Source organism: Bradyrhizobium sp. UFLA05-108, assembly GCF_059803455.1.
This window is the reverse complement of sequence record NZ_JBANAZ010000010.1, coordinates 153126-173956: the sequence shown is the minus strand read 5'-3', so window position 1 is coordinate 173956 and position 20831 is coordinate 153126. Positions and strand designations below refer to the sequence as shown.

At 63.4% G+C, this 20831-nt stretch carries 24 protein-coding genes; 17 read left to right on the top strand and 7 right to left on the bottom strand.

Annotated elements, in window-relative coordinates:
• Positions 1–135: 135 nt before the first annotated feature.
• Both SO140_RS10570 and SO140_RS10565 read right to left on the bottom strand, forming a co-directional pair.
• Positions 136–348 carry a hypothetical protein gene (locus SO140_RS10570; RefSeq protein WP_449378134.1) on the bottom strand — a complete coding sequence of 71 codons (213 nt, stop codon included), beginning with the start codon at positions 346–348 and terminating at the stop codon, positions 136–138.
• Positions 349–753 (bottom strand): DUF4260 domain-containing protein, encoded by a 405-nt coding sequence (locus SO140_RS10565; RefSeq protein WP_449377992.1) that lies wholly within the window; start codon positions 751–753, stop codon positions 349–351.
• A gap of 147 nt (positions 754–900) precedes the next feature.
• Here SO140_RS10565 and SO140_RS10560 point away from each other — a divergent pair, with 147 nt between their 5' ends.
• The 6 genes from SO140_RS10560 to SO140_RS10535 all read left to right on the top strand — a co-directional run bounded on the left by SO140_RS10560 (position 901) and on the right by SO140_RS10535 (position 4748).
• Positions 901–2433, top strand: coding sequence for an acyl-CoA carboxylase subunit beta (locus SO140_RS10560; protein WP_449377993.1), 1533 nt, complete (start codon positions 901–903; stop codon positions 2431–2433).
• A gap of 148 nt (positions 2434–2581) precedes the next feature.
• Positions 2582–2929: a hypothetical protein gene (locus tag SO140_RS10555; protein WP_449377994.1), complete on the top strand. Its 348-nt coding sequence runs from the start codon at positions 2582–2584 to the stop codon at positions 2927–2929.
• A 182-nt stretch (positions 2930–3111) separates the two neighbouring features.
• On the top strand, positions 3112–3558 hold the full coding sequence (locus SO140_RS10550; protein WP_449377995.1) for a DUF2214 family protein: 447 nt from the start codon (positions 3112–3114) through the stop codon (positions 3556–3558).
• A gap of 257 nt (positions 3559–3815) precedes the next feature.
• On the top strand, positions 3816–3998 hold the full coding sequence (locus tag SO140_RS10545) for a hypothetical protein (RefSeq protein WP_449377996.1): 183 nt from the start codon (positions 3816–3818) through the stop codon (positions 3996–3998).
• A gap of 33 nt (positions 3999–4031) precedes the next feature.
• Positions 4032–4358, top strand: coding sequence for a GcrA family cell cycle regulator (locus SO140_RS10540; RefSeq protein WP_449377997.1), 327 nt, complete (start codon positions 4032–4034; stop codon positions 4356–4358).
• A 174-nt stretch (positions 4359–4532) separates the two neighbouring features.
• Positions 4533–4748: a dodecin family protein gene (locus SO140_RS10535; protein ID WP_449377998.1), complete on the top strand. Its 216-nt coding sequence runs from the start codon at positions 4533–4535 to the stop codon at positions 4746–4748.
• 183 nt (positions 4749–4931) lie between these two features.
• On the opposite strand, the gene SO140_RS10530 is transcribed toward SO140_RS10535, so the two are convergent.
• Positions 4932–5393: a VOC family protein gene (locus SO140_RS10530; RefSeq protein WP_449377999.1), complete on the bottom strand. Its 462-nt coding sequence runs from the start codon at positions 5391–5393 to the stop codon at positions 4932–4934.
• A gap of 235 nt (positions 5394–5628) precedes the next feature.
• Here SO140_RS10530 and SO140_RS10525 point away from each other — a divergent pair, with 235 nt between their 5' ends.
• A complete protein-coding gene (locus SO140_RS10525) occupies positions 5629–5982 on the top strand; it encodes a twin-arginine translocation signal domain-containing protein (RefSeq protein ID WP_449378000.1) in 354 nt (117 codons plus the stop codon).
• Between the two features lie 141 nt (positions 5983–6123).
• Here SO140_RS10525 and SO140_RS10520 read toward each other — a convergent pair whose 3' ends face one another.
• Positions 6124–6366 carry a GCG_CRPN prefix-to-repeats domain-containing protein gene (locus tag SO140_RS10520; protein WP_449378001.1) on the bottom strand — a complete coding sequence of 81 codons (243 nt, stop codon included), beginning with the start codon at positions 6364–6366 and terminating at the stop codon, positions 6124–6126.
• Between the two features lie 315 nt (positions 6367–6681).
• Positions 6682–7380, bottom strand: coding sequence for an ArsR/SmtB family transcription factor (locus SO140_RS10515; RefSeq protein ID WP_449378002.1), 699 nt, complete (start codon positions 7378–7380; stop codon positions 6682–6684).
• Positions 7381–7639: 259 nt separating this feature from the next.
• On the opposite strand from SO140_RS10515, the gene SO140_RS10510 reads away from it, so the two are divergent.
• The 3 genes from SO140_RS10510 to SO140_RS10500 all read left to right on the top strand — a co-directional run bounded on the left by SO140_RS10510 (position 7640) and on the right by SO140_RS10500 (position 9219).
• Positions 7640–7948 carry an NIPSNAP family protein gene (locus SO140_RS10510; RefSeq protein ID WP_449378003.1) on the top strand — a complete coding sequence of 103 codons (309 nt, stop codon included), beginning with the start codon at positions 7640–7642 and terminating at the stop codon, positions 7946–7948.
• Between the two features lie 28 nt (positions 7949–7976).
• A complete protein-coding gene (locus SO140_RS10505) occupies positions 7977–8327 on the top strand; it encodes an antibiotic biosynthesis monooxygenase family protein (RefSeq protein ID WP_449378004.1) in 351 nt (116 codons plus the stop codon).
• An 82-nt stretch (positions 8328–8409) separates the two neighbouring features.
• On the top strand, positions 8410–9219 hold the full coding sequence (locus tag SO140_RS10500) for an isocitrate lyase/PEP mutase family protein (RefSeq protein ID WP_449378005.1): 810 nt from the start codon (positions 8410–8412) through the stop codon (positions 9217–9219).
• 56 nt (positions 9220–9275) lie between these two features.
• Here the strand turns inward: SO140_RS10500 and SO140_RS10495 are convergent, their stop codons facing one another.
• Positions 9276–9674: a hypothetical protein gene (locus SO140_RS10495; RefSeq protein ID WP_449378006.1), complete on the bottom strand. Its 399-nt coding sequence runs from the start codon at positions 9672–9674 to the stop codon at positions 9276–9278.
• 185 nt (positions 9675–9859) lie between these two features.
• On the opposite strand from SO140_RS10495, the gene SO140_RS10490 reads away from it, so the two are divergent.
• A complete protein-coding gene (locus SO140_RS10490) occupies positions 9860–10501 on the top strand; it encodes a trimeric intracellular cation channel family protein (protein ID WP_449378007.1) in 642 nt (213 codons plus the stop codon).
• A 196-nt stretch (positions 10502–10697) separates the two neighbouring features.
• Here the strand turns inward: SO140_RS10490 and SO140_RS10485 are convergent, their stop codons facing one another.
• On the bottom strand, positions 10698–11915 hold the full coding sequence (locus SO140_RS10485; protein ID WP_449378008.1) for a cytochrome c: 1218 nt from the start codon (positions 11913–11915) through the stop codon (positions 10698–10700).
• Positions 11916–12181: 266 nt separating this feature from the next.
• On the opposite strand from SO140_RS10485, the gene SO140_RS10480 reads away from it, so the two are divergent.
• The 6 genes from SO140_RS10480 (at position 12182) to SO140_RS10455 (ending at position 20831) form a co-directional block, all read left to right on the top strand.
• Positions 12182–15673 (top strand): indolepyruvate ferredoxin oxidoreductase family protein, encoded by a 3492-nt coding sequence (locus tag SO140_RS10480; RefSeq protein WP_449378009.1) that lies wholly within the window; start codon positions 12182–12184, stop codon positions 15671–15673.
• A gap of 514 nt (positions 15674–16187) precedes the next feature.
• Complete coding sequence (locus tag SO140_RS10475) at positions 16188–17345, top strand: thiolase family protein (RefSeq protein WP_449378010.1); 1158 nt, start codon at positions 16188–16190, stop codon at positions 17343–17345.
• Complete coding sequence (locus SO140_RS10470; protein ID WP_449378011.1) at positions 17345–17734, top strand: Zn-ribbon domain-containing OB-fold protein; 390 nt, start codon at positions 17345–17347, stop codon at positions 17732–17734. The genes SO140_RS10475 and SO140_RS10470 overlap by 1 nt, the downstream gene beginning before the upstream one ends.
• A gap of 148 nt (positions 17735–17882) precedes the next feature.
• The gene (locus tag SO140_RS10465; RefSeq protein WP_449378012.1) at positions 17883–18743 is read left to right on the top strand and encodes a MaoC family dehydratase; all 861 of its coding nucleotides are present in this window, start codon (positions 17883–17885) and stop codon (positions 18741–18743) included.
• A gap of 127 nt (positions 18744–18870) precedes the next feature.
• Positions 18871–19749 carry an SDR family oxidoreductase gene (locus SO140_RS10460; protein ID WP_449378013.1) on the top strand — a complete coding sequence of 293 codons (879 nt, stop codon included), beginning with the start codon at positions 18871–18873 and terminating at the stop codon, positions 19747–19749.
• Between the two features lie 128 nt (positions 19750–19877).
• A complete protein-coding gene (locus SO140_RS10455) occupies positions 19878–20831 on the top strand; it encodes a dihydrodipicolinate synthase family protein (RefSeq protein ID WP_449378014.1) in 954 nt (317 codons plus the stop codon).

Genomic DNA, 20831 nt, shown 5'->3' with positions numbered 1-20831 from the left:
ACGCGCTTGCGAAGATCCAGAGAGTACGGCTTGCCCATCCATGCTGGCCTCCGTCCAGCCAGCATGGTGAATCAGAAACAAGCTGATTTGGGAATCCCAAATCGATTCAACCTAACCCCATCCCGCTTTAGGAATCTACGGCTGCTTTCCCGCCAGCGCCTGGTCGATCGCGCAGCCGCCGATCTCGCTGATGGCGCGCGAGATCACGTCGCCGTTTTTGGCAAAGCCGTCCGACAGGATATCGAACTGCGAGCGGGCAAGCCGAAGCATCACGATCGGCACGGCGACCACGGTCAATCCGCCCCAAAGGCCCAAATCGCGGGCAAAGGCGCGGCCCGGGCCTGCCATTCACGCTTTCCCCATGCGTCCGATCCGCCCCAGATGGGTGAAGCCGAAGCCGGCCTGATATTTCAGGCCGTAACCCAGCGCCCGGTCGATGCCGATATGGGCGAGCCAGATCATGGCGATGGAGAGCAGGAGCGGCCATTCCAGCGCAAAGCCCACCGTTAGCAGTGCTACCGGGATCATGTAGCTGTGTGCGGCATTGTAGACGATCGCGCCGGACCGGCTGTCGGCGAGGTATGCCAGGAAGCTGAGATCCGGCGCCAAGATGAGCAGGGCGAAGACCAGCCACGACCCGCCCCAGACCGCATAGAGCAGCATCATGCCGGCAAACAGCGTCAGCCCCTCCAGCCGGAGCAGGACCTTGACGCCGCCGGTCACCTCGCCAGTTGCCGTGACTGCATCGTCCATCTGAATCTCCTGGGATAGGCCCTTGTAATTCCTTGGGCTTTTTAGCCCGTCCGGGCGCGGCGGGCATGCGCAAAGCGGCTTTCCGGCCCGCAAAATGCCGTGTTAGAACCCGCAGCCAATCGCACCTTTAAGAACTGGCGGGAGCAAATGAAGCATATCCTGGACGCCCTTGAAGAACGCCGCGCCGGCGCCAAGCTCGGTGGCGGGGAGAAGCGCATCGAGGCGCAGCACGCCCGCGGCAAGCTGACCGCGCGCGAGCGCATCGAGCTGCTGCTCGACAAGGGATCGTTCGAGGAGTTCGACATGTTCGTCGAGCACCGCTCCATCGAGTTCGGCATGGAGAAGAGCAAGGTGCCGGGCGACGGCGTCGTCACCGGCTGGGGCACCGTCAACGGCCGCAAGACTTTTGTGTTCGCAAAGGATTTTACGGTGTTCGGCGGTTCTCTTTCGGAGACCCATGCGCTGAAAATTACAAAACTTCAGGACATGGCGATGAAGGCGAGGGCGCCAATCATCGGCCTTTATGATGCGGGTGGCGCGCGCATCCAGGAGGGCGTCGCGGCGCTCGCGGGCTACTCCTACGTCTTCCGCCGCAATGTCATCGCCTCCGGCGTGATCCCGCAGATCTCCGTCATCATGGGGCCCTGCGCCGGCGGCGATGTCTATTCGCCGGCCATGACTGACTTCATCTTCATGGTGAAGAACACCAGCTACATGTTCGTCACCGGCCCCGACGTGGTGAAGACCGTTACCAACGAGGTGGTCACGGCCGAGGAGCTGGGCGGCGCCTCCGTGCACACCACACGCTCCTCGATTTCCGACGGCGCGTTCGAGAACGACGTCGAGGCGATCCTCCAGATGCGCCGCCTGATCGACTTCCTGCCGTCGAACAACAGCGACGGCGTGCCGGAATGGCCGAGCTTCGATTCCATCGAGCGGATCGACATGTCCCTGGACACGCTGATCCCCGACAATCCGAACAAGCCCTACGACATGAAGGAGCTGGTGCTGAAGGTCGTGGATGAGGGTGACTTCTTCGAGATCTCGGAAGCCTTCGCCAGGAACATCATCACCGGCTTTGGCCGTATCGCAGGCCGCACCGTCGGCTTCGTCGCCAACCAGCCGATGGTGCTGGCCGGCGTGCTCGACAGCGACGCATCGCGCAAAGCCGCGCGCTTCGTCCGCTTCTGCGATGCCTTCAACATCCCTATCGTCACTTTCGTCGACGTGCCGGGCTTCCTGCCGGGCACCGCGCAGGAATATGGCGGCCTGATCAAGCACGGCGCCAAGCTGCTGTTCGCGTATTCGCAGTGCACCGTTCCACTGGTGACCATCATCACCCGCAAGGCCTATGGCGGCGCCTTCGACGTCATGGCCTCCAAGGAGATCGGCGCCGACATGAACTACGCCTGGCCGACCGCCCAGATCGCGGTGATGGGCGCCAAGGGCGCGGTCGAGATCATCTTCCGCGCAGACATCGGCGACCCCGACAAGATCGCCGCTCGCACCAAGGAATACGAAGACCGCTTCCTGTCACCGTTCATTGCGGCGGAGCGTGGCTATATCGACGACGTCATCATGCCACACTCGACCCGGCGGCGGATCGCGCGGGCGCTGGCGATGCTGAGGGATAAGAAGGTCGAGATTCCCGCGAAGAAGCACGACAATTTGCCGTTGTGAGGGGGAGCCTAGGGTGGGTTAGCGACTTGTCCGCCGTAGCTCGAAGAGCGAAGGTGGAAGCACAACCCACCGGCTGAACCGACCGCGTGTCAGAGTGTCGGTGGGTTACGCTACGCTCACCCACCCTACAGATTCGATCCTGAACCTGATGACCGAAGACGACCCGACCGACGAGATTTCAGACATCGAAGCGCGGATCGAGGCGTTGGCCGAGATCGCCGAACGATGCCGGAAGTTCATTCTGGCCTCGAAGATCGCGATCGCGGGTGGCGGCGGATTGCTGCTCGTCACGATCCTCGGCCTGATCGGATCCGGTCAGGTCGCAGCGCTCGGATCGATTGCCTTGGTGCTCGGCGGCATCGTGTCGCTGGGATCGAACGTCAGCACGCTGCGCCAGACCGACGCCGCGATCAGCGCTGCCGAGGCGCTACGGGCGGAGTTGATCAGCCGGATCAATCTACGCGTGGTGCACGATGCGCCGATGAAGTTGATGTGAGTTGCGGCCACGTGCGCGGTGCGTAGGATGGGTTAGCGTCAGCGTAACCCGCCGGCTTTCCGTGGCGATAGAAGCGGCGGGTTTGCAGCCTCGACGACCGCTCTCGCGTCATTTTTCATTGGCGGGAACTGCCTATATCATTGCGGCAGACGAGATCGACGTCCGTCCGGGGAAATCCAGCCATGTCCACGCTGTTCGCCTTCCTGCACCATCTCTGCGCCTTCACGCTGGTTGCGGCAGTCGCGATCGAGTTCACGCTGATCCGGCAGGAGTTGACGATGGAGTCGGCACGCAGGCTCCAGCGCACCGATCTCGTGCTCGGCATCGCGGCCGGCGCGCTGTTCGTGGTCGGGTCGTTGCGGGTGTTCTTCTTTGAGAAGGGCTCCGACTACTACCTGCACAGTCACGCCTTCATGACCAAGTTCTCGCTGTTCATCATCATCGGCCTGCTGTCGATCATTCCGACACGGGAATTCCTGTCCTGGACCGCGGCGATCAAGGCGGGTAAGGCGCCGGTGATCGACGCGAAACGCAGGCGGCTGGTGACGTCGATCATCCATGGCGAGCTCGCGGCGATCGTCGTCATCCTGCTCTGTGCGGCCATCATGGCGCGGGGAGGGTGGGTTTAGCCGACCGCATCGGCGATCCTCCGCAGCAAACGAGCCCGTGGAGGAACCCATACCAGCAGCCTTCCTTGCCGGGTGTCGAGGCCGGTGCAGACATTGCGTGGCGGAAGACCTGCTGCGAAAGATGGGCTATAAGTTGTCGTGGCTCAATGCAGCCGAAGCGACGGGCCTGCATCGACAATCCGTCGGCCCCACAATAGCGAGACGTCCGGCCCGTTAACCACCGGCGCTCTCTAGCTCCAGACCAGAGGAGCAACAATATGAAGCCAAACGCCCCCGAAGAGTTTCTCGCCAGCTTGATGGATGGAAGTCGCCTGGTGATCAAGGGCAGCACGATGCCGCCCCGGGATCCTGATGACGATGAAGAGGACGAGGAGGACGATGAGGAAGAAGAGGACGAGGACGACGAACCGGCGGTCGTACGCGAACCGGACGAAGACTAGAATAGTGGATGGCAGTGGCGTACAATATCTCCCATGAGTTGGGATGCGAAAGACGTAGCGCTGCTCAAAAGACTCTGGGGCCAAGGCCAGAGTGCCGCGCAGATCGCGCGCCGTCTCGGGTGTAGCCGTAACGCAGTCTGCGGCATGCTAACTCGCTTGGGTCTGAAGCGCGGCCACAAGCCGCCAACGGCAAAACCCCAGATAAGGTCGGTCCGGAGGCAAGAGGCGGTGTTGTCGGCTGCCTGCGCCCAGCCGGCAGCAAAGAAGGTCTCGCGCAAGACAACAGACAAGCAGCCCAAGGAATTCAGCAAGCGCCAGCTTTACGCCATGCTGGCTGAAGCGGTCAGGAATACGGGCTAGCGGTTCACGGCGCCGCCGTTGCGGCTCTCCCTCGATAGCGGGCACCACAGCACCGCCAAGCGGCCTGGGCCCGTCAGCCCTGCGACATGCGCGTCCTCTGAGCGCCGATCCGTGCTAGGTTCGAGGGCGGCAGGGAGCACCTGCTTCCTGCTTCATACCGAACGGGAGAACGACATGCCTGAGAGCATCTACAAGGTCATAGAACTGATCGGTACCAGCACTGACTCCTGGGAAAAGGCCGCCAGCAACGCGGTCGAGCAAGCCGCAAAATCCCTGAGGGACCTTCGCGTCGCCGAGGTCATCAAACTCGATATGCAGCTGGACGCGAAGGGGAAAGTGGAAGCCTATCGCGCCAAACTCAACGTGTCGTTCAAGTTCGAGGGCAACTGAACTCAAGCAAACCTCGCCTGGCGAGGGGATCTTGCGCATGCCAAAGCGCTCAGCCGCGGCACTCCCATTCAAGGCCATTGGAGTGCGTAGGGCGGGTTAGCGAAGCTAACCCGCCCTTTTTGTTCGCAAGGCACACTTGGCGGATGACGCTTCGCCATTCCGCCCTACGAAGCCAGTCGCTGCCTACGCCGCCTTGTTCTGCCGCTTCATGACTTCCTCTGCGCGCTTCTTCAGCTCAGCCGGCGATACGTCCTCGATGTGGGTGCCGATGTGCCATTGGTTGCCGGCCGGATCCTTCACGCCGCCGCTGCGATCGCCATAGAACTGGTCCGTTGGCTCCATCAAGGGGGTGCCGCCAGCCTTGACCGCCTTCTGATAGACCGTATCGACGTTGGGCACGTAGAGATACAGCATCGTGGACGTTGCCTGTGCTCGCTCCGAGGAGTCGGCAATCATCACGATGGAACTTCCTATTTTGAACTCGGCATGCATCACCTTGCCGTCGGGCCGCATCATCGGCTCGAACAAAGGCTGCGCACCGAAGGCGTCTTTCATGAAGCCGATGACCTTCTCCGCGCCCTCGACGACGAGATAGGGCGTGACAGTGTGGTATCCTTCGGGAACCGGCTTTACCTGTGTTGCCATGGCTGTCTCCTTTGGTCTGATGGACTTGATCCATGCAGGACGACCCCACGTGCCCCTGTTTTGTTCGGAATGTTCGATCCCTTCTTTGGACAAAGTATGACCGCCGTTGTGCGTTCCCGGCTGCGCGCGTGTCAGTTTCGCGCAACCTACCTGAATGCAAGGTTCAGCCTGAGTTCATTTCGTCGGCGCGAAACTTCCTTTGCATCATTCAACGCTGATTGAAGAGGAAGACATCATGGAGCGCCGCCACTTTTTGAAACTCGCATTCGGTGTTGCCGCCGGTGCCGCTGCATTGACGGCGGCGGCGCAAGCTGCGCCCCTGGCGCCTCAGCCCATCGAAGGCCCGGCCAACCTGCCGCGCGGCAATCCCGAGATCCATCCCGCTGTCACCAGCAGCGAGGAGGCCGGTCAGCTCAAGCCCGAGGAGGTGCGCTGGCACGGCGGCGGTCATCATTGGGGCTGGCATCATCACCGCCATTGGGGCTGGCGCCGGCGACACTGGGGTTGGCATCATCGTCACTGGGGATGGCGTCGCCGTCACTGGGGATGGCGCCATCGCTGGCACCGTCGCCACTGGCGTCACTGGTAGGGCGTGCTGCAAGCTGCCAGTCGAATCAGAAAGGGGATCGCGTGGCGATCCCCTTTTTCGTGCCCACGAAAACTTCAGGCGTTCAAAAAGAAGATGGCCGCGCGGTGGAACGCGCGGCCATGCTGTTACGCCAAAATCAGATCAGACCGGGCGGCAGCGGCCGGCCCACCAGCGGAAGCCCCACGGACAGACGCGCGGACGGGCGACGACGACCGGAGCGACGACGACAGGTGCGGGTGCTACCATGACCGTACGGCCCATCGGGCGGCAGCCGCCATAGGGGCCGCGATACCAGCCGGGCCCGCAACCGCCAGCGGCGCTGGCTGCTTCGCTGAAACCGACGACAACGCCGGCGAGCATAATGGCGGCAAGAAGATACTTCATTTGAGCTCCCTTTTTCGGTCCTTGGGTCACGCGCTTGCGGCGCACAATGAATCAAAAGGTACGATTCGGCATGTTAAATTTTGGCGACATGCCGAAGCGGCGCGATCCAAATTGGCAATCATGACCTGAATGCGGCATGAACGACGCCGTTCATGCTGCTTGAAGCGACAGGGTAGGGCCAAAGCGTGATGAGTGGGGTGAATCGTCATCGCGCATTGGCTTATTGTTTGAGCATAATCTCCGCGCAAGCGCGTACCGCGCTGGTCGCGCGGGGACGGTCACACGCCATTGTGTGAGTTCACGCGATTTGCGTGATTACTCGTGCCCGTTGCCGAACAGCGCGGCAAACTGCTTCTCGCCGGTGCGGGTGAAATTCACCACGCGGCTGCCGGGCGTGGCATCGCGAGCCGCCCATTTCAATTCGGTGAAGCGCTTCATCATGGCCGCGCCGAGCGTGCCGGCGAGATGATGCCGCCGCTCGCTCCAGTCGAGGCACGCCTTGCAGACCGGCCGGCGCGGATGGGTGAGCATGTCGGGCGAGATCTGCAAATGCTTTGCGAGGAAGCGCTCGCCCTCGACCGTGAGCTCGATGTCCTGCTTCTTCTGCTTCACCAGGCGCCGCTCGCGTAAGGAGTCGAGCATCTGCACGCCGAGGTCGCCGGCGAGATGGTCGTAGCAGATGCGCGCCCGCCGCAGCGCCGGATCCTTCGGCCCGGTGCGCACGCGCATGTGGCCGGCGCGGGCGGCAAGTCCCGCAAGTCCCTCGAGCACGCCAGCGACGTCGGGGTCGGTGAGGCGGTAGTAGCGGTGCCGGCCCTGCTTCTCCGGCTCGATCAGGCCGCCGGCCTCGAGCTTTGAAAGATGTGAGCTCGCGGTCTGCGGCGTGATCCCGGCCTCCTGCGCGAGCTCGCTTGCGGTGAGCGCGCGGCCGTTCATCAGCGCGGTGAGCATGTTGGCGCGGGCGGGGTCGCCGACGAGCGAAGCGACCATGGCAATGTCAGGTCCTGCTTTCATGCTTCGATGATAACCGAAGCATTGGTGTGCGGCAAGGGCGTAGGCTGTGGCCAGCTCGTTATTGCGAGCGAAGAGTGACGGACAAATCGGAAAGCCGATCCTCACCCTGAGGAGCGCGCCCTTGCGCGCGTCTCGAAGGGCGAGGCCACCGGCCGGGCCTTCATCCTTCGAGACGCGCGTTCCGCGCTCCTCAGGATGAGGGCCGGCACGGTTGATTGCGTCGCGATGCTCGCAATGACGGAAAAAAGGAGAACCCACCGTGTCCATCACCGTCTTCATCCGCTACCAGCTCGATCCCTTCAAGCGCGCGCAGTTCGAGGATTATTCGAAACGCTGGCTCACCATCATCCCGAAATGCGGTGGCGATCTCATTGGCTATTTCATGCCGCACGAGGGAACCAACAACATCGCCTTTGCGCTGATCTCCTTCGAAAGCTTAGGCGCCTACGAGGCCTATCGCGCGCGGCTGCGCCAGGACGCCGAGGGGTTGGCGAACTTCCACTTCGCCGAGGAGAACAGGTTTATTCTCGCGGAGGAGCGGACGTTCCTGCGCAAGGTGGTATTGTAGGCGCAAACCAAGACGAAGGAGGCGCCCCATGATCGCCGTGATCTTCGAGGTCTGGCCGAAGCCGGAGCACCGGCAGCATTATTTCGATCTCGCGGCCGATCTGAAGCCGATCCTCCAGACCATCGATGGCTTCATTTCGGTCGAGCGCTTCGAGAGCCTGACCGAGAAGGGCAAGGTGCTGTCGGTTTCGTTCTGGCGCGATGAGGCGGCCGTGGAGGCCTGGCGCAAGACGATGGAGCATCGTCGCGCGCAAGCCAAGGGCCGCGGAAGCTTCTTTGCCGATTATCGCCTGCGGATTGCCAGCGTCGTCCGCGACTACGGCATGCAGAATCGCGACGAGGCGCCGAAGGACAGCCGCGCCGTGCACGATGCGCACTAGCGCTGCACTGGGGCTGCCGGGCGCACACTAGCGCTGCCCCGGATGGGTGCCTATGTCTGCGCGGCCAACAAGGGAGAGAAACATGCACGTTACGACCGCGGACAAGCGCGCGACATTCAGGAGGATGCACGAGAGCGGCTGCTTCATCCTGCCCAACCCGTTCGACGTCGGCAGCGCCAAGGCCCTGCAACATCTCGGCTTCAAGGCGATCGCCTCATCGAGCGCCGGCTTTGCCTGGACGATCGGGCGCGCCGACAACCGCGTCACCGTCGACGATGTCTGTCAGCATCTGGCAGCATTGTGCTCGGCCATCGACATCCCCGTGAATGCGGATTTCGAGGGCGGCTTCGCGGTCGAGCCGGACAAGGTCGCGGAAAATGTTGAACGCGGCGTGCGGACCGGTGTTGCCGGGCTGTCGATCGAGGATTCCACCGGCGACAAGGACAAGCCGCTCTATGATCGCGCGCTCGCAGTCGAGCGCATCAAGGCGGCGCGCAAGGCGGTCGGTGACAGCGGCGCGCTGCTGGTCGGTCGCTGCGAGGCTTATCTGTGGGGCGTGAGCGACCTCAAGCTCGTCATCGACCGGCTCACGGCCTACGCCGATGCCGGTGCTGATTGCCTCTATGCGCCCGGACTGAAGACGCGCGAGGATATTTCGGCCGTGGTGAAGGCGGTCCATCCTAGGCCGTTCAATCTCCTGATCGGCGCCTCCGGCCTGTCCCTGCAAGAGGCCGCCGATCTCGGCGTGCGCCGGATCAGCGTCGGCGGCTCGCTCGCTCGCGTCGCCTGGGGCGGCTTCATGCGCGCGGCGAAAGAGATGGCGGAGAAGGGCACGTTTGCCGAGCTCGGGAGCGGCTATCCCGGCGGCGAGCTGAACAAGATGTTCGGCTGATACATGACAAAAACGGCGGGACGTTAGCGTCCCGCCGTTTTTGTATTTCTGCAGCGTTACTGCGCCTTGCCGGCGTCAGACGGTGCGGTCGGAGCCGGGGCTGGCGGAGCCGGTTGGCTCGGTGCCGCACCCGTGGTCACGCCGGGCGCAGTGTTGCTCTTCGGCGTCACGTCGCGCATGCCCGGAGGCGCGGCCGGATTTGCAGGTGTCGTCTGTGCGGTCTTCGCCGGCGGTTCGGTCGAGGCCTGGTTCACGCTGGTATTGTTCAAGCCGTAGAACACTGCGCCGAGCACCACCGCGATTGCGACCGCAAACAGCGCGATCTTGCCGCTGGAGGCGGGGCCTTCGCCAAGCTCGGGGTCCGCCTGGAGGTCGGCGTCTCGTCGCGCGGCGCGAAGATACTCATCCTCACCGATGGGACGATAGGGGTCATTCGGAAAACGGTCATCGGCCATCGCTTGATCTCCTCGAATGGACTGACCAGACAACCCGGGGATGCGAATTTCGGTTCCGGGGGATCTCATGCTTTCGTCGCATGTTGCCGCGCGCGCTGGAATCGGGAACCTGTTCATTCCGGATGAAACTTGTTCATCCTGGAACCTTCGACGTAAGTTCCGCTCTCGAAACGGGATGACATCCGATGTGGAGCCTGCCACCCAGCGACAGCGTGCTGCATATCCTTTCCCTCGTCGCGGTCGCGGCGCAGGGGATGACGGCTGCGCTTGCCGCGGGTCGGCGCAGCATGGACTGGCTCGGCGTCTGCTTCCTCGGCTGCATCACGGCGCTTGGCGGCGGTACGCTGCGCGATCTCTTCCTCGGCCACTATCCGCTCGGCTGGGTGCAAAACCCCGTCTATCTCGCGCTCAGCGGCGGCGCGGCCTTCATTACGATTCTGTTCGCGCACTTCGTGCATCGGCTCAAGCTGGCCTTCATCGTGCTCGACGCGATCGGCCTTGTGGTCTTCACCATGACGGGCTGCGACGTCGCCTGGCAGATGGATGCCTCGCTGCCCATCGTGATCGTCTCCGGCATGGTGACGGGCTGTGCCGGCGGCGTCTTGCGCGATGTCCTCTGCAACGACGTGCCGCTCTTGTTTCGTTCCGAGCTTTACGCCAGCGTCTCGGTGGTGACGGGCCTGTTCTACGCCACCGCGTTCGGGCTGAAGATCAACGACGAGCTCTGGACCATTCTCACCTTCGTGCTCGGCATCAGCTTCCGCCTGCTCGCGGTCCGCTACAAATGGGAGATGCCGAAGTTCGTGTTCACGGGGGACGAGAAGTAGTGCTTCTTCGCCTCTCCCTGCGCGCGGCTGCTTAATCGCATTTGCGCATCCACAAACTCCGTCATGCCCAGGCTTGTCCCGGGTATCCACGTTCTTGCCGCGCGAACGGGCATGGATGGCCGGGACAAGCCCGGCCATGACGAGGCGGAAACTTCAGCCCGCACAGAGCCTACCGCAAGCGGGGAGAGGGGACTAACTACGGCCCCTGGCTCCGCGCCTTCCCGACCTGCGCCGCCGTGACCAGCGGCGCGGCATTGCCCCAGGAGTTGCGGATGTAGTTCGTCACCGCTGCGATCTGTTCGTCCGACAATTGTTTGGCGTAGCCCGGCATCTCGCCGGTGTTGGGGGCCCGCGGCGTCGTCACGGTGTGGGCGCCGTCGAGAATGACGCGGAGCGTGGAGGACGGATTGTCCGATTGCAGCAGCGCATTGCCGGGCAGCGGCGGGTAGATGCGCGGCGCACCGGAGCCGTCGGCTTCATGGCAGGCAATGCAGAGCTTCGCATAGACCGCCTGGCCCGTCTTCATCTCGGCGTCCGATGGCGGCGTCACCGCTGGCTCGTTCGGTCCCGGGGGCAGCCCCTTCAGGTAGACAGCCATGGCGTGCACGTCGGCATCGCTCATCTTCGAGGTCGAGTTGACGATGACCTCGGCCATCAGCCCGTCGGCGTGGCTCTTGGCATTGCGTCCGCTCTGGAGATATTCGGCGATCTCGTCGACGCTCCACGACTTCAGCCCGCTTCGCACGGCGCTATCGAGCCGCGGTGCAAACCAGCCATCCACCTCGTTGCCCGAAAACGCCAGCTTGCGCTTGTCGGCGCCAAAATAGTTCTTGGGCGTGTGGCAGGCGCCGCAATGGCCGAGCCCTGTGACGAGATAGCCGCCGCGATTCCATGCCGCGCTCTTGAACTGGTCGGGTTCGAACAGGCCGGGCTTGAAGAATAGCCAGTTCCAGGCGCGCATCAGCGATCGATAGCCAAACGGCCAGCGCAGCTCCGGCGACTTGACGCGATTGCTGACGGGCGCCTGCGTCGAAAGATACGCGCGGATTGCCAGCGTGTCGTCCTTGGTCATCTTGGTGAAGTAGGGGTAGGGGAACGCCGGATAGTAATGCGAGCCGTCCGGAGCGATGCCGAAGCGCAGCGCGCGGGTGAAGTTGGCGTCCGTCCAGCCTCCGATCCCGGTGTCGCGATCCGGTGTCAGGTTCGGCGCATAAATCCCGCCAAAGGGCGTGTCGATGCGCTTACCGCCCGCGAACGGTTTTGCGGGGTCGGCGGTGTGGCAGCTCGCACAGTCGCCGGCTTCCACCAGCGCCTTGCCGTGGGCGATCGCCTCCGGTGACGGCTCGCTGGCGGTCGCTACGACCGCACTGCACAACGTGAGCCCTGCTACCAGCGACGCCAGAATCGTCCGCATTCCCGGCCTCCCCCTGCGACCAATCGCCATGGGACGCATTATAGACGCGTTACGTCGTTTCGCGACGCCCCGGGTATGCTGACACAAATTGAAAAGGGCGGGCGGACTTGCCGCCACGAAATTGCGATTTTCGAGGGTAGCCCGCTTTGGTCCAGATTTGTGATGCGGAGGCTTAAAATTCCGACATAGAGTGGCGCGGACACCCGAGGCGCCCTAGCTAAAAACAACGGGCACGCCAACGACTTAAGAGGGCGAAGAGGACAAAAATGGGCATCAACCAGGGTCCGATCAGTCTCGATCAGAAATACACCCAATCCACGGGACACGTCTTCACCACGGGAATTCAGGCACTCGTCCGTCTGCCCATGGCCCAGATCCGGCGCGACCGCGCCGCGGGTCTGAACACTGCAGGCTTCATCTCCGGCTATCGTGGCTCGCCGCTCGGCGGCTACGACCAGCAGCTCTTCGCCGCCCGCAAGCACCTCGAACAGTACAACATCAAGTTCCAGCCCGGCGTGAACGAGGACCTCGCCGCCACCGCTATCTGGGGCTCGCAGCAGCTCAATCTCTCGCCCGGCGCCAAGTACGACGGCGTCGTCGGCATCTGGTACGGCAAGGGTCCCGGCGTCGACCGCTGCGGCGACGTCTTCCGCCATGGCAATGCTGCGGGCTCGGCCAAGAACGGCGGCGTGCTGTGCCTTGCCGGCGATGACCATGGGGCAAAGTCCTCGACCGTCCCGCATCAGTCCGACCATGCCTTCATCTCGGCGCTGATGCCCTATCTCTATCCGTCCAGCATTCATGAGATGATCGAGATGGGCCTGCTCGGCATCGCGATGTCGCGCTATTCGGGCTGCTGGGTCGGCATGAAGGTGATCACGGAGACGGTGGAGACCACCGCCGAGATCGATCTCACCGACGAGATGAAGCCCTTCATCATCCCCACCGATTTCGAGCTGCCGCCCGGCGGCCTCAATCTGCGCTGGCCCGACGACCGCTTCGAGCAGGACCGCCGCCTCCAGGACTACAAGGGCTATGCGGCGATCGCCTTTGCCCGCGCCAACAAGGTCAACCGCGTCACGATGGACTCCCCGAACGCCCGTTACGGCATCATGGCGTCGGGCAAGAGCTATGAGGACGTGCGGCAAGCGCTGCGCGAACTCGGCGTCACCGAGGAGGTCGCCGCCAAGATCGGCCTTCGCCTCTACAAGATCGGCATGCCCTGGCCGCTGGAGCCGGAGGGCGTACGGCAGTTCGCGGTCGGCCTCGAGGAGATCTTCATCGTCGAGGAACGCCGCGAGATCGTCGAGAACCAGGTCAAGCAGGAGCTGTTCAACTGGCGCGACGACGTCCGCCCGCGCATCGTCGGCAAGATGGACGACCACGACAAGCGATTCCTCACCTTCGCCGCCGAGCTGAGCGTCGCATCGCTTGCAAGCTCGATCACCGAGCGGCTCCTTCGACTTAATCTCAACCCTGAGATCGCCGAGATGCTCCGCGCCAAGGCCGACTGGTTCAACGGCCGCCAGGCGACCCAGATGCAGGCCACCGCGCCGGTCTCCCGGACCCCTTACTTCTGCTCCGGCTGCCCCCACAACACATCGACGAAAGTCCCCGAAGGCAGCCGCGCCATGGCCGGCATCGGCTGTCACTTCATGGCGCTGTGGATGGACCGCTCGACCGAAACGTTCACCCATATGGGCGGCGAGGGCGTGCCGTGGGTCGGCATCGCGCCCTTCACCAACGAAAACCACATTTTTGCGAACCTCGGCGACGGCACTTATTTCCACTCCGGCATTCTTGCGATCCGCCAGGCGATCGCCTCCAAGGCCAACATCACATACAAGATTCTCTACAACGATGCGGTGGCGATGACCGGCGGTCAGCGCCATGACGGCGATCTCTCGCCGCAGAAGATCATGGCCCAGCTTCACGCCGAGGGTATCAGCGAGATCTACCTGGTCTCGGAAAATCCCGACGCGTATCCGGCCAACTCCATCGCGCCCGGCGTGAAGAAGTATCATCGCGACGAGCTCGAGAACGTCATGAAGATATGCCGGGAGTACAAGGGCACGTCGGCGATCGTCTTCGTGCAGACCTGCGCCGCCGAGAAGCGCCGCCGCCGCAAGCGCGGCCTGATGGAGGATCCGCCGCGCCGCGTGATGATCAACCCGGCGGTCTGCGAGGGCTGCGGCGACTGCTCGGTGCAGTCGAACTGCATCTCGGTCGAGCCGCTGGAGACCGAGTTCGGCCGCAAGCGCACCATCAACCAGTCCTCGTGCAACAAGGACTATTCCTGCCTCAAGGGCTTCTGTCCGTCCTTCGTCACCATCGACGGCGGCGCGCCGCGCCATCGCGCACCGGCGGAGCTGGCCGATATCGGTGAGCTGCCGGAGCCCACCTCGCGTCCGGCGCTGGACAAGCCCTACAACGTCGCCGTCGGCGGCGTCGGCGGCACTGGCGTGCTCACAATCGGCGCGCTGCTCGGCATGGCCGCCCATATCGAGGGCAAGGCCTCGATGATCCTCGACATGTCCGGCCTCGCACAAAAGGGCGGTGCGGTGCTGAGCCATGTCCGCCTGTCGGATCATCCGGCGGAAGTGACATGCTCGCGTATCGTCACGGGCACGGCGGATCTCGTGCTCGCCGCGGACGAGGTCGTCGCGGTCGCCAAGGATACGATATCGCTCTGCGATAGCAGCCGCACCCGTGGCATCATCAACAGCCACGTCATTCCCACCGCCGATTTCATCCTGAACCGTGACTTCAATTTCCAGACCCGAAAGCTGAATGCGGTGCTGGAGACAGCGCTGCACAAGGACTCCACCTTCTTCGACTTCACCAAGCCCGCGGAGCAGCTCCTGGGCGACGCCATCGCCACCAACATGATGATGATGGGCTACGCCTATCAGAAGGGCCTCTTGCCCGTCGGCGCCGAGGCGATCGAGCAGGCGATCGAGGTCAACGGCGTCGCGATCAAGATGAACAAGGAAGCCTTCCGCCTCGGCCGTCTCGCGGTCGCCGATCCCAAGCGGCTCGCCGACATGCTGAAGGGCCAGGACGAGGTCGTCGCGCCAAAGAGCCTTGAGGCGATGACGCTGGATGAGATCATCGAACATCGCGCCAAGCATCTCACCGCCTACCAGAACGGCCGCCTCGCAAAGCGCTATCGCAAGCTGGTCGACCAGGTTCGCAATGCCGCTGTAAAGGGCGGCTATGGCGAGGCGCTCCCGCGCGCAGTCGCCGTCAACTATGCAAAGCTGCTCGCCTACAAGGACGAGTACGAGGTCGCGCGGCTCTTCACCGACGGCCAGTTCGAACAGCAGCTCCGCGACCAGTTCGAAGGCGACTTCAAGTTCAGCTTCAACCTCGCGCCGCCGATCCTCAGCAATGGCGTCGATGCGCAGGGCCGCCCGAAGAAGCGCGCCTTCGGCCCGTGGATGCTGGGCGCTTTCCGCTGGCTGGCGAAACTCCGCTTCCTGCGCGGCACCCCGCTGGACATTTTTGGCTACTCGGCCGACCGCAAGCTCGAGCGCGACCTGATCAATGGCTACGAGAAGGACGTCGCCACCGTGCTTGGCCTGTTGTCGTCGGTCACCCACGACACCGCAGTGGAATTGTTGTCGCTGCCCGATCGCATCCGCGGCTACGGCCCCGTGAAGGAAAAGGCGGTGGAAGCCGCGAAAGCCCGCTACGCCCAGCTCGCTGCGGACTTGGCGAACCCGCCACCCGCACCGCGCCAGATCGCGGCGGAGTAGGGTGTGTTCGTGCCCCGAATGCATCTGCCGTAGGGTGGGCAAAGGCGCAAAGCGCCGTGCCCACCATCTCGCCGCGACCTCGGCAGAAGAGGTGGGCACGCTGCGCTTTGCCTACCTACAGCACCACAATCTATTGTATTGCGCGGCCGGCCAGATACCCATTGCTACTTTGCATGGGGTTGATTTCGATAAAAATGAAATCGCGACGAGCCGTCGGGCAAATCACCTTTACGATTTCGTCCGATCGAAGCTCTCGTGCCCCGGACGCAGCGCAGCGCTACTTCAGCGGTGCGCCGCAGAGCCGGGGCTCATGTTGCAATGATCTTCGCAGCGGCGTGGGTCCCGGCTCTGCACAGCAACGCTTGCGCGTTGCAGCGCGTCCAGGACACGAGACTATCGGTGCACTTGCGCCCACCCGCTGCGCTCTCGCCTGACGGAATATTTCCGCGCTTGCCAAGCCCGCCGCAGCGCGTCAGAAAAACGGAGCAAGAAGAAACGCCAGCGGAGACTCGACTTGACCATCAAGGGCAAGGCCTACATTGCCGGGATCTATGAGCACCCGACCCGGCATGCGCCGGACAAATCCACCGCGCAGCTCCACGCCGAGGTCGCCAAGGGAGCGATCGAGGATGCCGGGCTCAGCAAGGACGACGTCGACGGCTATTTCTGCGCCGGCGATGCCCCGGGCGGCGCCTGGCCGATGGTCGATTATCTCGGCCTGAACACGAAAAAGCTCCGCCACGTCGACTCCACTGAAACCGGTGGCTGTTCCTACATCATCCACCTCGGCCACGCGGCCGAAGCGATCGCCGCGGGAAAATGCTCGGTCGCGCTGATCACGCTCGCCGGCAAGCCGCGCACCGGCCCAATGCCGCCGCGCGCGGCCGGTGCCGAACTCGATTTCGAGTCCGCTTATGGCGCGACCACCCACAATGCCTATGGCATGTGTGCCATGCGTCACATGCACGACTATGGCACCACCAGCGAGCAGCTCGCCTGGATCAAGGTCGCAGCCTCCCATCACGCGCAATACAATCCGCATGCGATGCTCAAGGACGTCGTCACCGTCGGGGACGTCTTGAACTCGCCGATGATCTCCGATCCGCTGCACCGCATGGATTGCTGCGTCGTCTCCGACGGCGGCGGCGCGCTGATCGTGACGACGCCAGAGATTGCCAAGAGTCTGAAGAAGCCGCTTGTGCGCCTGATCGGTCATGGCGAAGCGATGAAGGGCCCGCGCGGCGGCAAGGATCTCGACCTTACTTACTCCGCCGGCGTGTGGTCCGGCCCGCGCGCCTTCGAAGAAGCGGGCATCACGCCGAAGGACATCAAATACGCCTCGATCTACGACAGCTTCACTATCACGGTGCTGATGCAGCTCGAGGATCTCGGCTTCTGCAAGAAGGGCGAGGGCGGCAAATTCGTCTCTGACGGCAATCTGATCTCGGGCGTCGGCAAACTGCCCTTCAACACCGACGGCGGTGGCCTCTGCAGCAACCATCCCGTCAACCGCGGCGGCATGACCAAGATCATCGAGGCCGTCAGGCAGCTGCGCGGCGAGGCGCATCCGAAGGTGCAGGTTCCGAATTGCGATCTCGCCGTCGCCCACGGCACCGGCGGATTGTTGGGCGTCCGCCATGCCGCCTCGACGGCCATTCTGGAGCGCGTGTGATGAGCGAGACGAGAAAATATCCGGCTCCGGTGACCAACGCCGAGAGTGCGCCGTTCTGGGACGCGGCTCGCCAAGGCAAGTTCATGATCAAGCGCTGCACCGCCTGCGGCGAAGCGCACTACTTCCCGCGCGCGATCTGTCCGTTCTGCTTCTCAGACAAGACGGTGTGGGAGGAGTCTTCGGGCGAGGGCACCATCTACACCTACAGCCTGATGCGGAAATCGCCGACCGGCCCCTATGCGATCGGCTACGTCACGCTGAAGGAGGGCCCCTCACTCCAGACCAATTTCGTCGATTGCGATCTGACGACGCTGAAGATCGGCCAGAAGGTGAAGGTGGCGTGGAAGCCCACCGACGGCGCACCGCTGCCGTTCTTCACGCCGGTGTAGCACGGTCCTCATCCTGAGGAGCTTGCGAAGCAAGCGTCGCGAAGGATGGCCACAGTGGAAAACGCTTCCGGGCATCCTCATGGTTCGAGACGGCGCAAGAGCGCCTCCTCACCATGAGGATGGGAAGCAGCGGGAGGAAACTGAAAAAATGTCCGTCAGATACGACGAACTCAAAGCCCTCAAAAACCTCGGCCAGAAATACGCCTACAGCGATCGCGAGGTGATGCTCTACGCCTATGGCATTGGGCTCGGTGCTGATCCGATGGACGAGAACGAGCTCGCCTTCGTCAACGAGGGCGCGCTGACGCCGCGGCCGCTCAAGGTGGTGCCGACGTTTGCTTCCGTTGCGGCGTGGGGCTCTGGGCCGGGCGAGATGAATCTCAACCGCGTCATGGTGGTCGACGGCGAGCGCGACATCACGTTCCACCAGCCCTTGCCGGCCGCAGCCCACATCACCGCCGACTCCTCGGTGCTCGAAGTCTACGACAAGGGCAAGGACAAGGGCGTGGTGATCAGCCACCAGACTGTGCTGAAGAACGAGAAGGGCGAGAAGCTCGCAACCCTCGTCGCTTCGCGCTTCGCCCGCGGCGACGGCGGCTTCGGTGGGCCGAACCTGACCCAGCCCGATCCGCACAAGATCCCATCGCGCGCGCCGGATAGAACCGTCGACATCTCGACGCGCCCCGACCAGGCGCTGGTCTATCGCCTCTGCGGCGACCGCAACCCGCTGCACTCCGATCCCGAGTTCGCGAAGAAGGCCGGCTTCCCGCGCCCGATCCTGCACGGCATGTGCACCTACGGCATCACCTGCCGCGGTGTGCTCCAGACCTATGCCGACTACGATCCAAGCGCCTTTCGCCAGCACATCGCGCGGTTCTCATCGCCCGTCTATCCCGGCGAGACCGTGACCATGGACATGTGGAAGGACGGCAACGTGATCTCGTTCGAGGCGAAGGTGAAGTCGCGCGGCGTCACCGTGATCAAGAACGGCAAGACGGTACTTGGCTAACGCGGCGCAGCACGCGGTGATGCGACGCCCATTGCCGCCGCAAGGGAGTAGGTCCCGGCTCTGCGACGCAGCGTTTAACGCTGCATCGCGTTCGGGACACGAGAAAGAAAAATAGGGAGAAGCCACCATGGGACTACTCGACGGCAAGGTTGCGCTGATCACCGGCGCGGGCGGCGGGCTCGGTGAAGCCTACGCAAAGCTGTTTGCGCGGGAAGGGGCGGCGGTCGTCGTCAACGACCTCGGTGGTCCCCGAGACGGCTCCGGTGCCGACAAGTCGATGGCGCAGCAGGTGGTCGACGCGATCAAGGCAGAAGGCGGCCGCGCGGTCGCCAACGGCGCTGATATCTCAACGATGGAAGGCGGCCAGTCGGTGTTCGACGACGCCATCAAGCACTTTGGTCGTGCCGATATCCTCGTCAACAACGCCGGCATCTTGCGCGACCAGACGTTTGCCAAGGCGGAGGAGGCTGACTGGGACAAGGTGATCAAGGTGCATCTGAAGGGCACCTTCTGTTGCACATTGCCGGTGTTTCGCTGGATGCGGGAAAATGGCGGCGGCGTCATCGTCAACACCTCCTCGACCTCGGGCCTGATCGGCAATTTCGGCCAGACCAACTACGGCGCGGCCAAGGGCGGCATCTGGGGCCTGTCCAACGTGCTGGCGATCGAGGGCCGCAAATACAACATCCGGATCTGGACGCTGGCGCCGGGCGCGCTGACCCGCATGACCGCAGACCTGCCCCGCTATAAGGAGAACCCCGGTGCGGCGCTCGGGCCGGACGGCATCGCGCCGGCCGTGCTATACATGGTCAGCGATTTGTCGGGCGATCAGACCGGCAAGGTGCTGGGCGTGTCCGGGCCTCGCGGCGTGCGCGAAATGCGGATGATGGAGATGGAAGGCTGGAAACCGCCGCACACGGGCTGGAAGGCCCAGGACATCGTCGATAACGCCAGGGAGATCTTCTTCTCCGAGGACGAGATCAAGAAGTCGGCGCGGCGGTTTTAGGCTGACGTTGTCGTTCCGGGGCACGCGAAGCGTGAACCCCAATGCGCAATTGCGCATTGTGGAACCCCGAGATTCCGGGTTCGATGCTGCGCATCGCCCCGGAATGACGAACAAAGGACAGAGCACTGATGAAACTCACCGCCGAAGCCAAGGGCACTTTCGCGATCGCGCCGACGCCATTCCACGATGACGGTCGCATCGACGAGCGCTCGATCGATCGCCTGACCGATTTCTACGAACAGGCCGGCTGTGATGGCGTGACCGTGCTCGGCATCCTCGGTGAGGCGCCGAAGCTCGATGCCGCCGAGGCCGAGCAGGTGGCGGTTCGCTTCGTCAAGCGCGCCAAGAAGATGCAAGTGATCGTCGGCGTCTCCGCGCCGGGTTTTGCCACCATGCGCTCGCTCGCAAAGGCCTCGATGGAGGCGGGCGCCGCCGGCGTGATGATTGCGCCGCCGCCATCCTTGCGCACCGACGATCAGATCGTTGGCTATTTCAAGCAGGCGGCCGAAGCGATCGGCCCCGACGTGCCTTGGGTGCTTCAGGATTATCCGCTGACCCTGTCTGTCGTGTTCACCCCCGCGGTGATCCGCAAGATCGTCATGGACAATCCGAACTGCGTCATGCTCAAGCACGAGGACTGGCCGGGCCTGGAAAAAATCTCAACATTACGCAATTTCCAGAAGGACGGCTCGCTGCGGCCGCTCTCGATCCTCTGCGGCAATGGCGGCCTGTTCCTGGACTTCGAGATGGAACGTGGCGCCGACGGCGCGATGACCGGTTATGCCTTCCCCGAACTCCTGATCGACGTCGTGCGCCTTTCGAGGGAAAGCAAGCGCGATGCCGCGCATGACCTGTTCGATGCCCATCTGCCGCTGATCCGCTACGAGCAGCAGCCGGGCGCCGGCCTTGCGGTGCGCAAATACGTGCTCCAGAAGCGCGGTATCATCGCCTCAAGCGCGCAGCGCAAGCCTGGCGCGACCATCACGCCGGCGGCGAAAGCGGAGGTCGACTATCTGCTGTCGCGCGTGGCCCGTATCGACAAGCGCGCCAATCTCCAGCCGCAATCGAGCGCCGCAGGTTAG

Coding starts and splice junctions, on each gene's coding strand:
- SO140_RS10570 (WP_449378134.1), bottom strand. CDS start 348: ATGGCAGGCCCGGGCCGCGCCTTTGCCCGCGATTTGGGCCTTTGGGGC.
- SO140_RS10565 (WP_449377992.1), bottom strand. CDS start 753: ATGGACGATGCAGTCACGGCAACTGGCGAGGTGACCGGCGGCGTCAAG.
- SO140_RS10560 (WP_449377993.1), top strand. CDS start 901: ATGAAGCATATCCTGGACGCCCTTGAAGAACGCCGCGCCGGCGCCAAG.
- SO140_RS10555 (WP_449377994.1), top strand. CDS start 2,582: ATGACCGAAGACGACCCGACCGACGAGATTTCAGACATCGAAGCGCGG.
- SO140_RS10550 (WP_449377995.1), top strand. CDS start 3,112: ATGTCCACGCTGTTCGCCTTCCTGCACCATCTCTGCGCCTTCACGCTG.
- SO140_RS10545 (WP_449377996.1), top strand. CDS start 3,816: ATGAAGCCAAACGCCCCCGAAGAGTTTCTCGCCAGCTTGATGGATGGA.
- SO140_RS10540 (WP_449377997.1), top strand. CDS start 4,032: ATGAGTTGGGATGCGAAAGACGTAGCGCTGCTCAAAAGACTCTGGGGC.
- SO140_RS10535 (WP_449377998.1), top strand. CDS start 4,533: ATGCCTGAGAGCATCTACAAGGTCATAGAACTGATCGGTACCAGCACT.
- SO140_RS10530 (WP_449377999.1), bottom strand. CDS start 5,393: ATGGCAACACAGGTAAAGCCGGTTCCCGAAGGATACCACACTGTCACG.
- SO140_RS10525 (WP_449378000.1), top strand. CDS start 5,629: ATGGAGCGCCGCCACTTTTTGAAACTCGCATTCGGTGTTGCCGCCGGT.
- SO140_RS10520 (WP_449378001.1), bottom strand. CDS start 6,366: ATGAAGTATCTTCTTGCCGCCATTATGCTCGCCGGCGTTGTCGTCGGT.
- SO140_RS10515 (WP_449378002.1), bottom strand. CDS start 7,380: ATGAAAGCAGGACCTGACATTGCCATGGTCGCTTCGCTCGTCGGCGAC.
- SO140_RS10505 (WP_449378004.1), top strand. CDS start 7,977: ATGATCGCCGTGATCTTCGAGGTCTGGCCGAAGCCGGAGCACCGGCAG.
- SO140_RS10500 (WP_449378005.1), top strand. CDS start 8,410: ATGCACGTTACGACCGCGGACAAGCGCGCGACATTCAGGAGGATGCAC.
- SO140_RS10495 (WP_449378006.1), bottom strand. CDS start 9,674: ATGGCCGATGACCGTTTTCCGAATGACCCCTATCGTCCCATCGGTGAG.
- SO140_RS10490 (WP_449378007.1), top strand. CDS start 9,860: ATGTGGAGCCTGCCACCCAGCGACAGCGTGCTGCATATCCTTTCCCTC.
- SO140_RS10485 (WP_449378008.1), bottom strand. CDS start 11,915: ATGCGGACGATTCTGGCGTCGCTGGTAGCAGGGCTCACGTTGTGCAGT.
- SO140_RS10480 (WP_449378009.1), top strand. CDS start 12,182: ATGGGCATCAACCAGGGTCCGATCAGTCTCGATCAGAAATACACCCAA.
- SO140_RS10470 (WP_449378011.1), top strand. CDS start 17,345: ATGAGCGAGACGAGAAAATATCCGGCTCCGGTGACCAACGCCGAGAGT.
- SO140_RS10465 (WP_449378012.1), top strand. CDS start 17,883: ATGTCCGTCAGATACGACGAACTCAAAGCCCTCAAAAACCTCGGCCAG.
- SO140_RS10460 (WP_449378013.1), top strand. CDS start 18,871: ATGGGACTACTCGACGGCAAGGTTGCGCTGATCACCGGCGCGGGCGGC.
- SO140_RS10455 (WP_449378014.1), top strand. CDS start 19,878: ATGAAACTCACCGCCGAAGCCAAGGGCACTTTCGCGATCGCGCCGACG.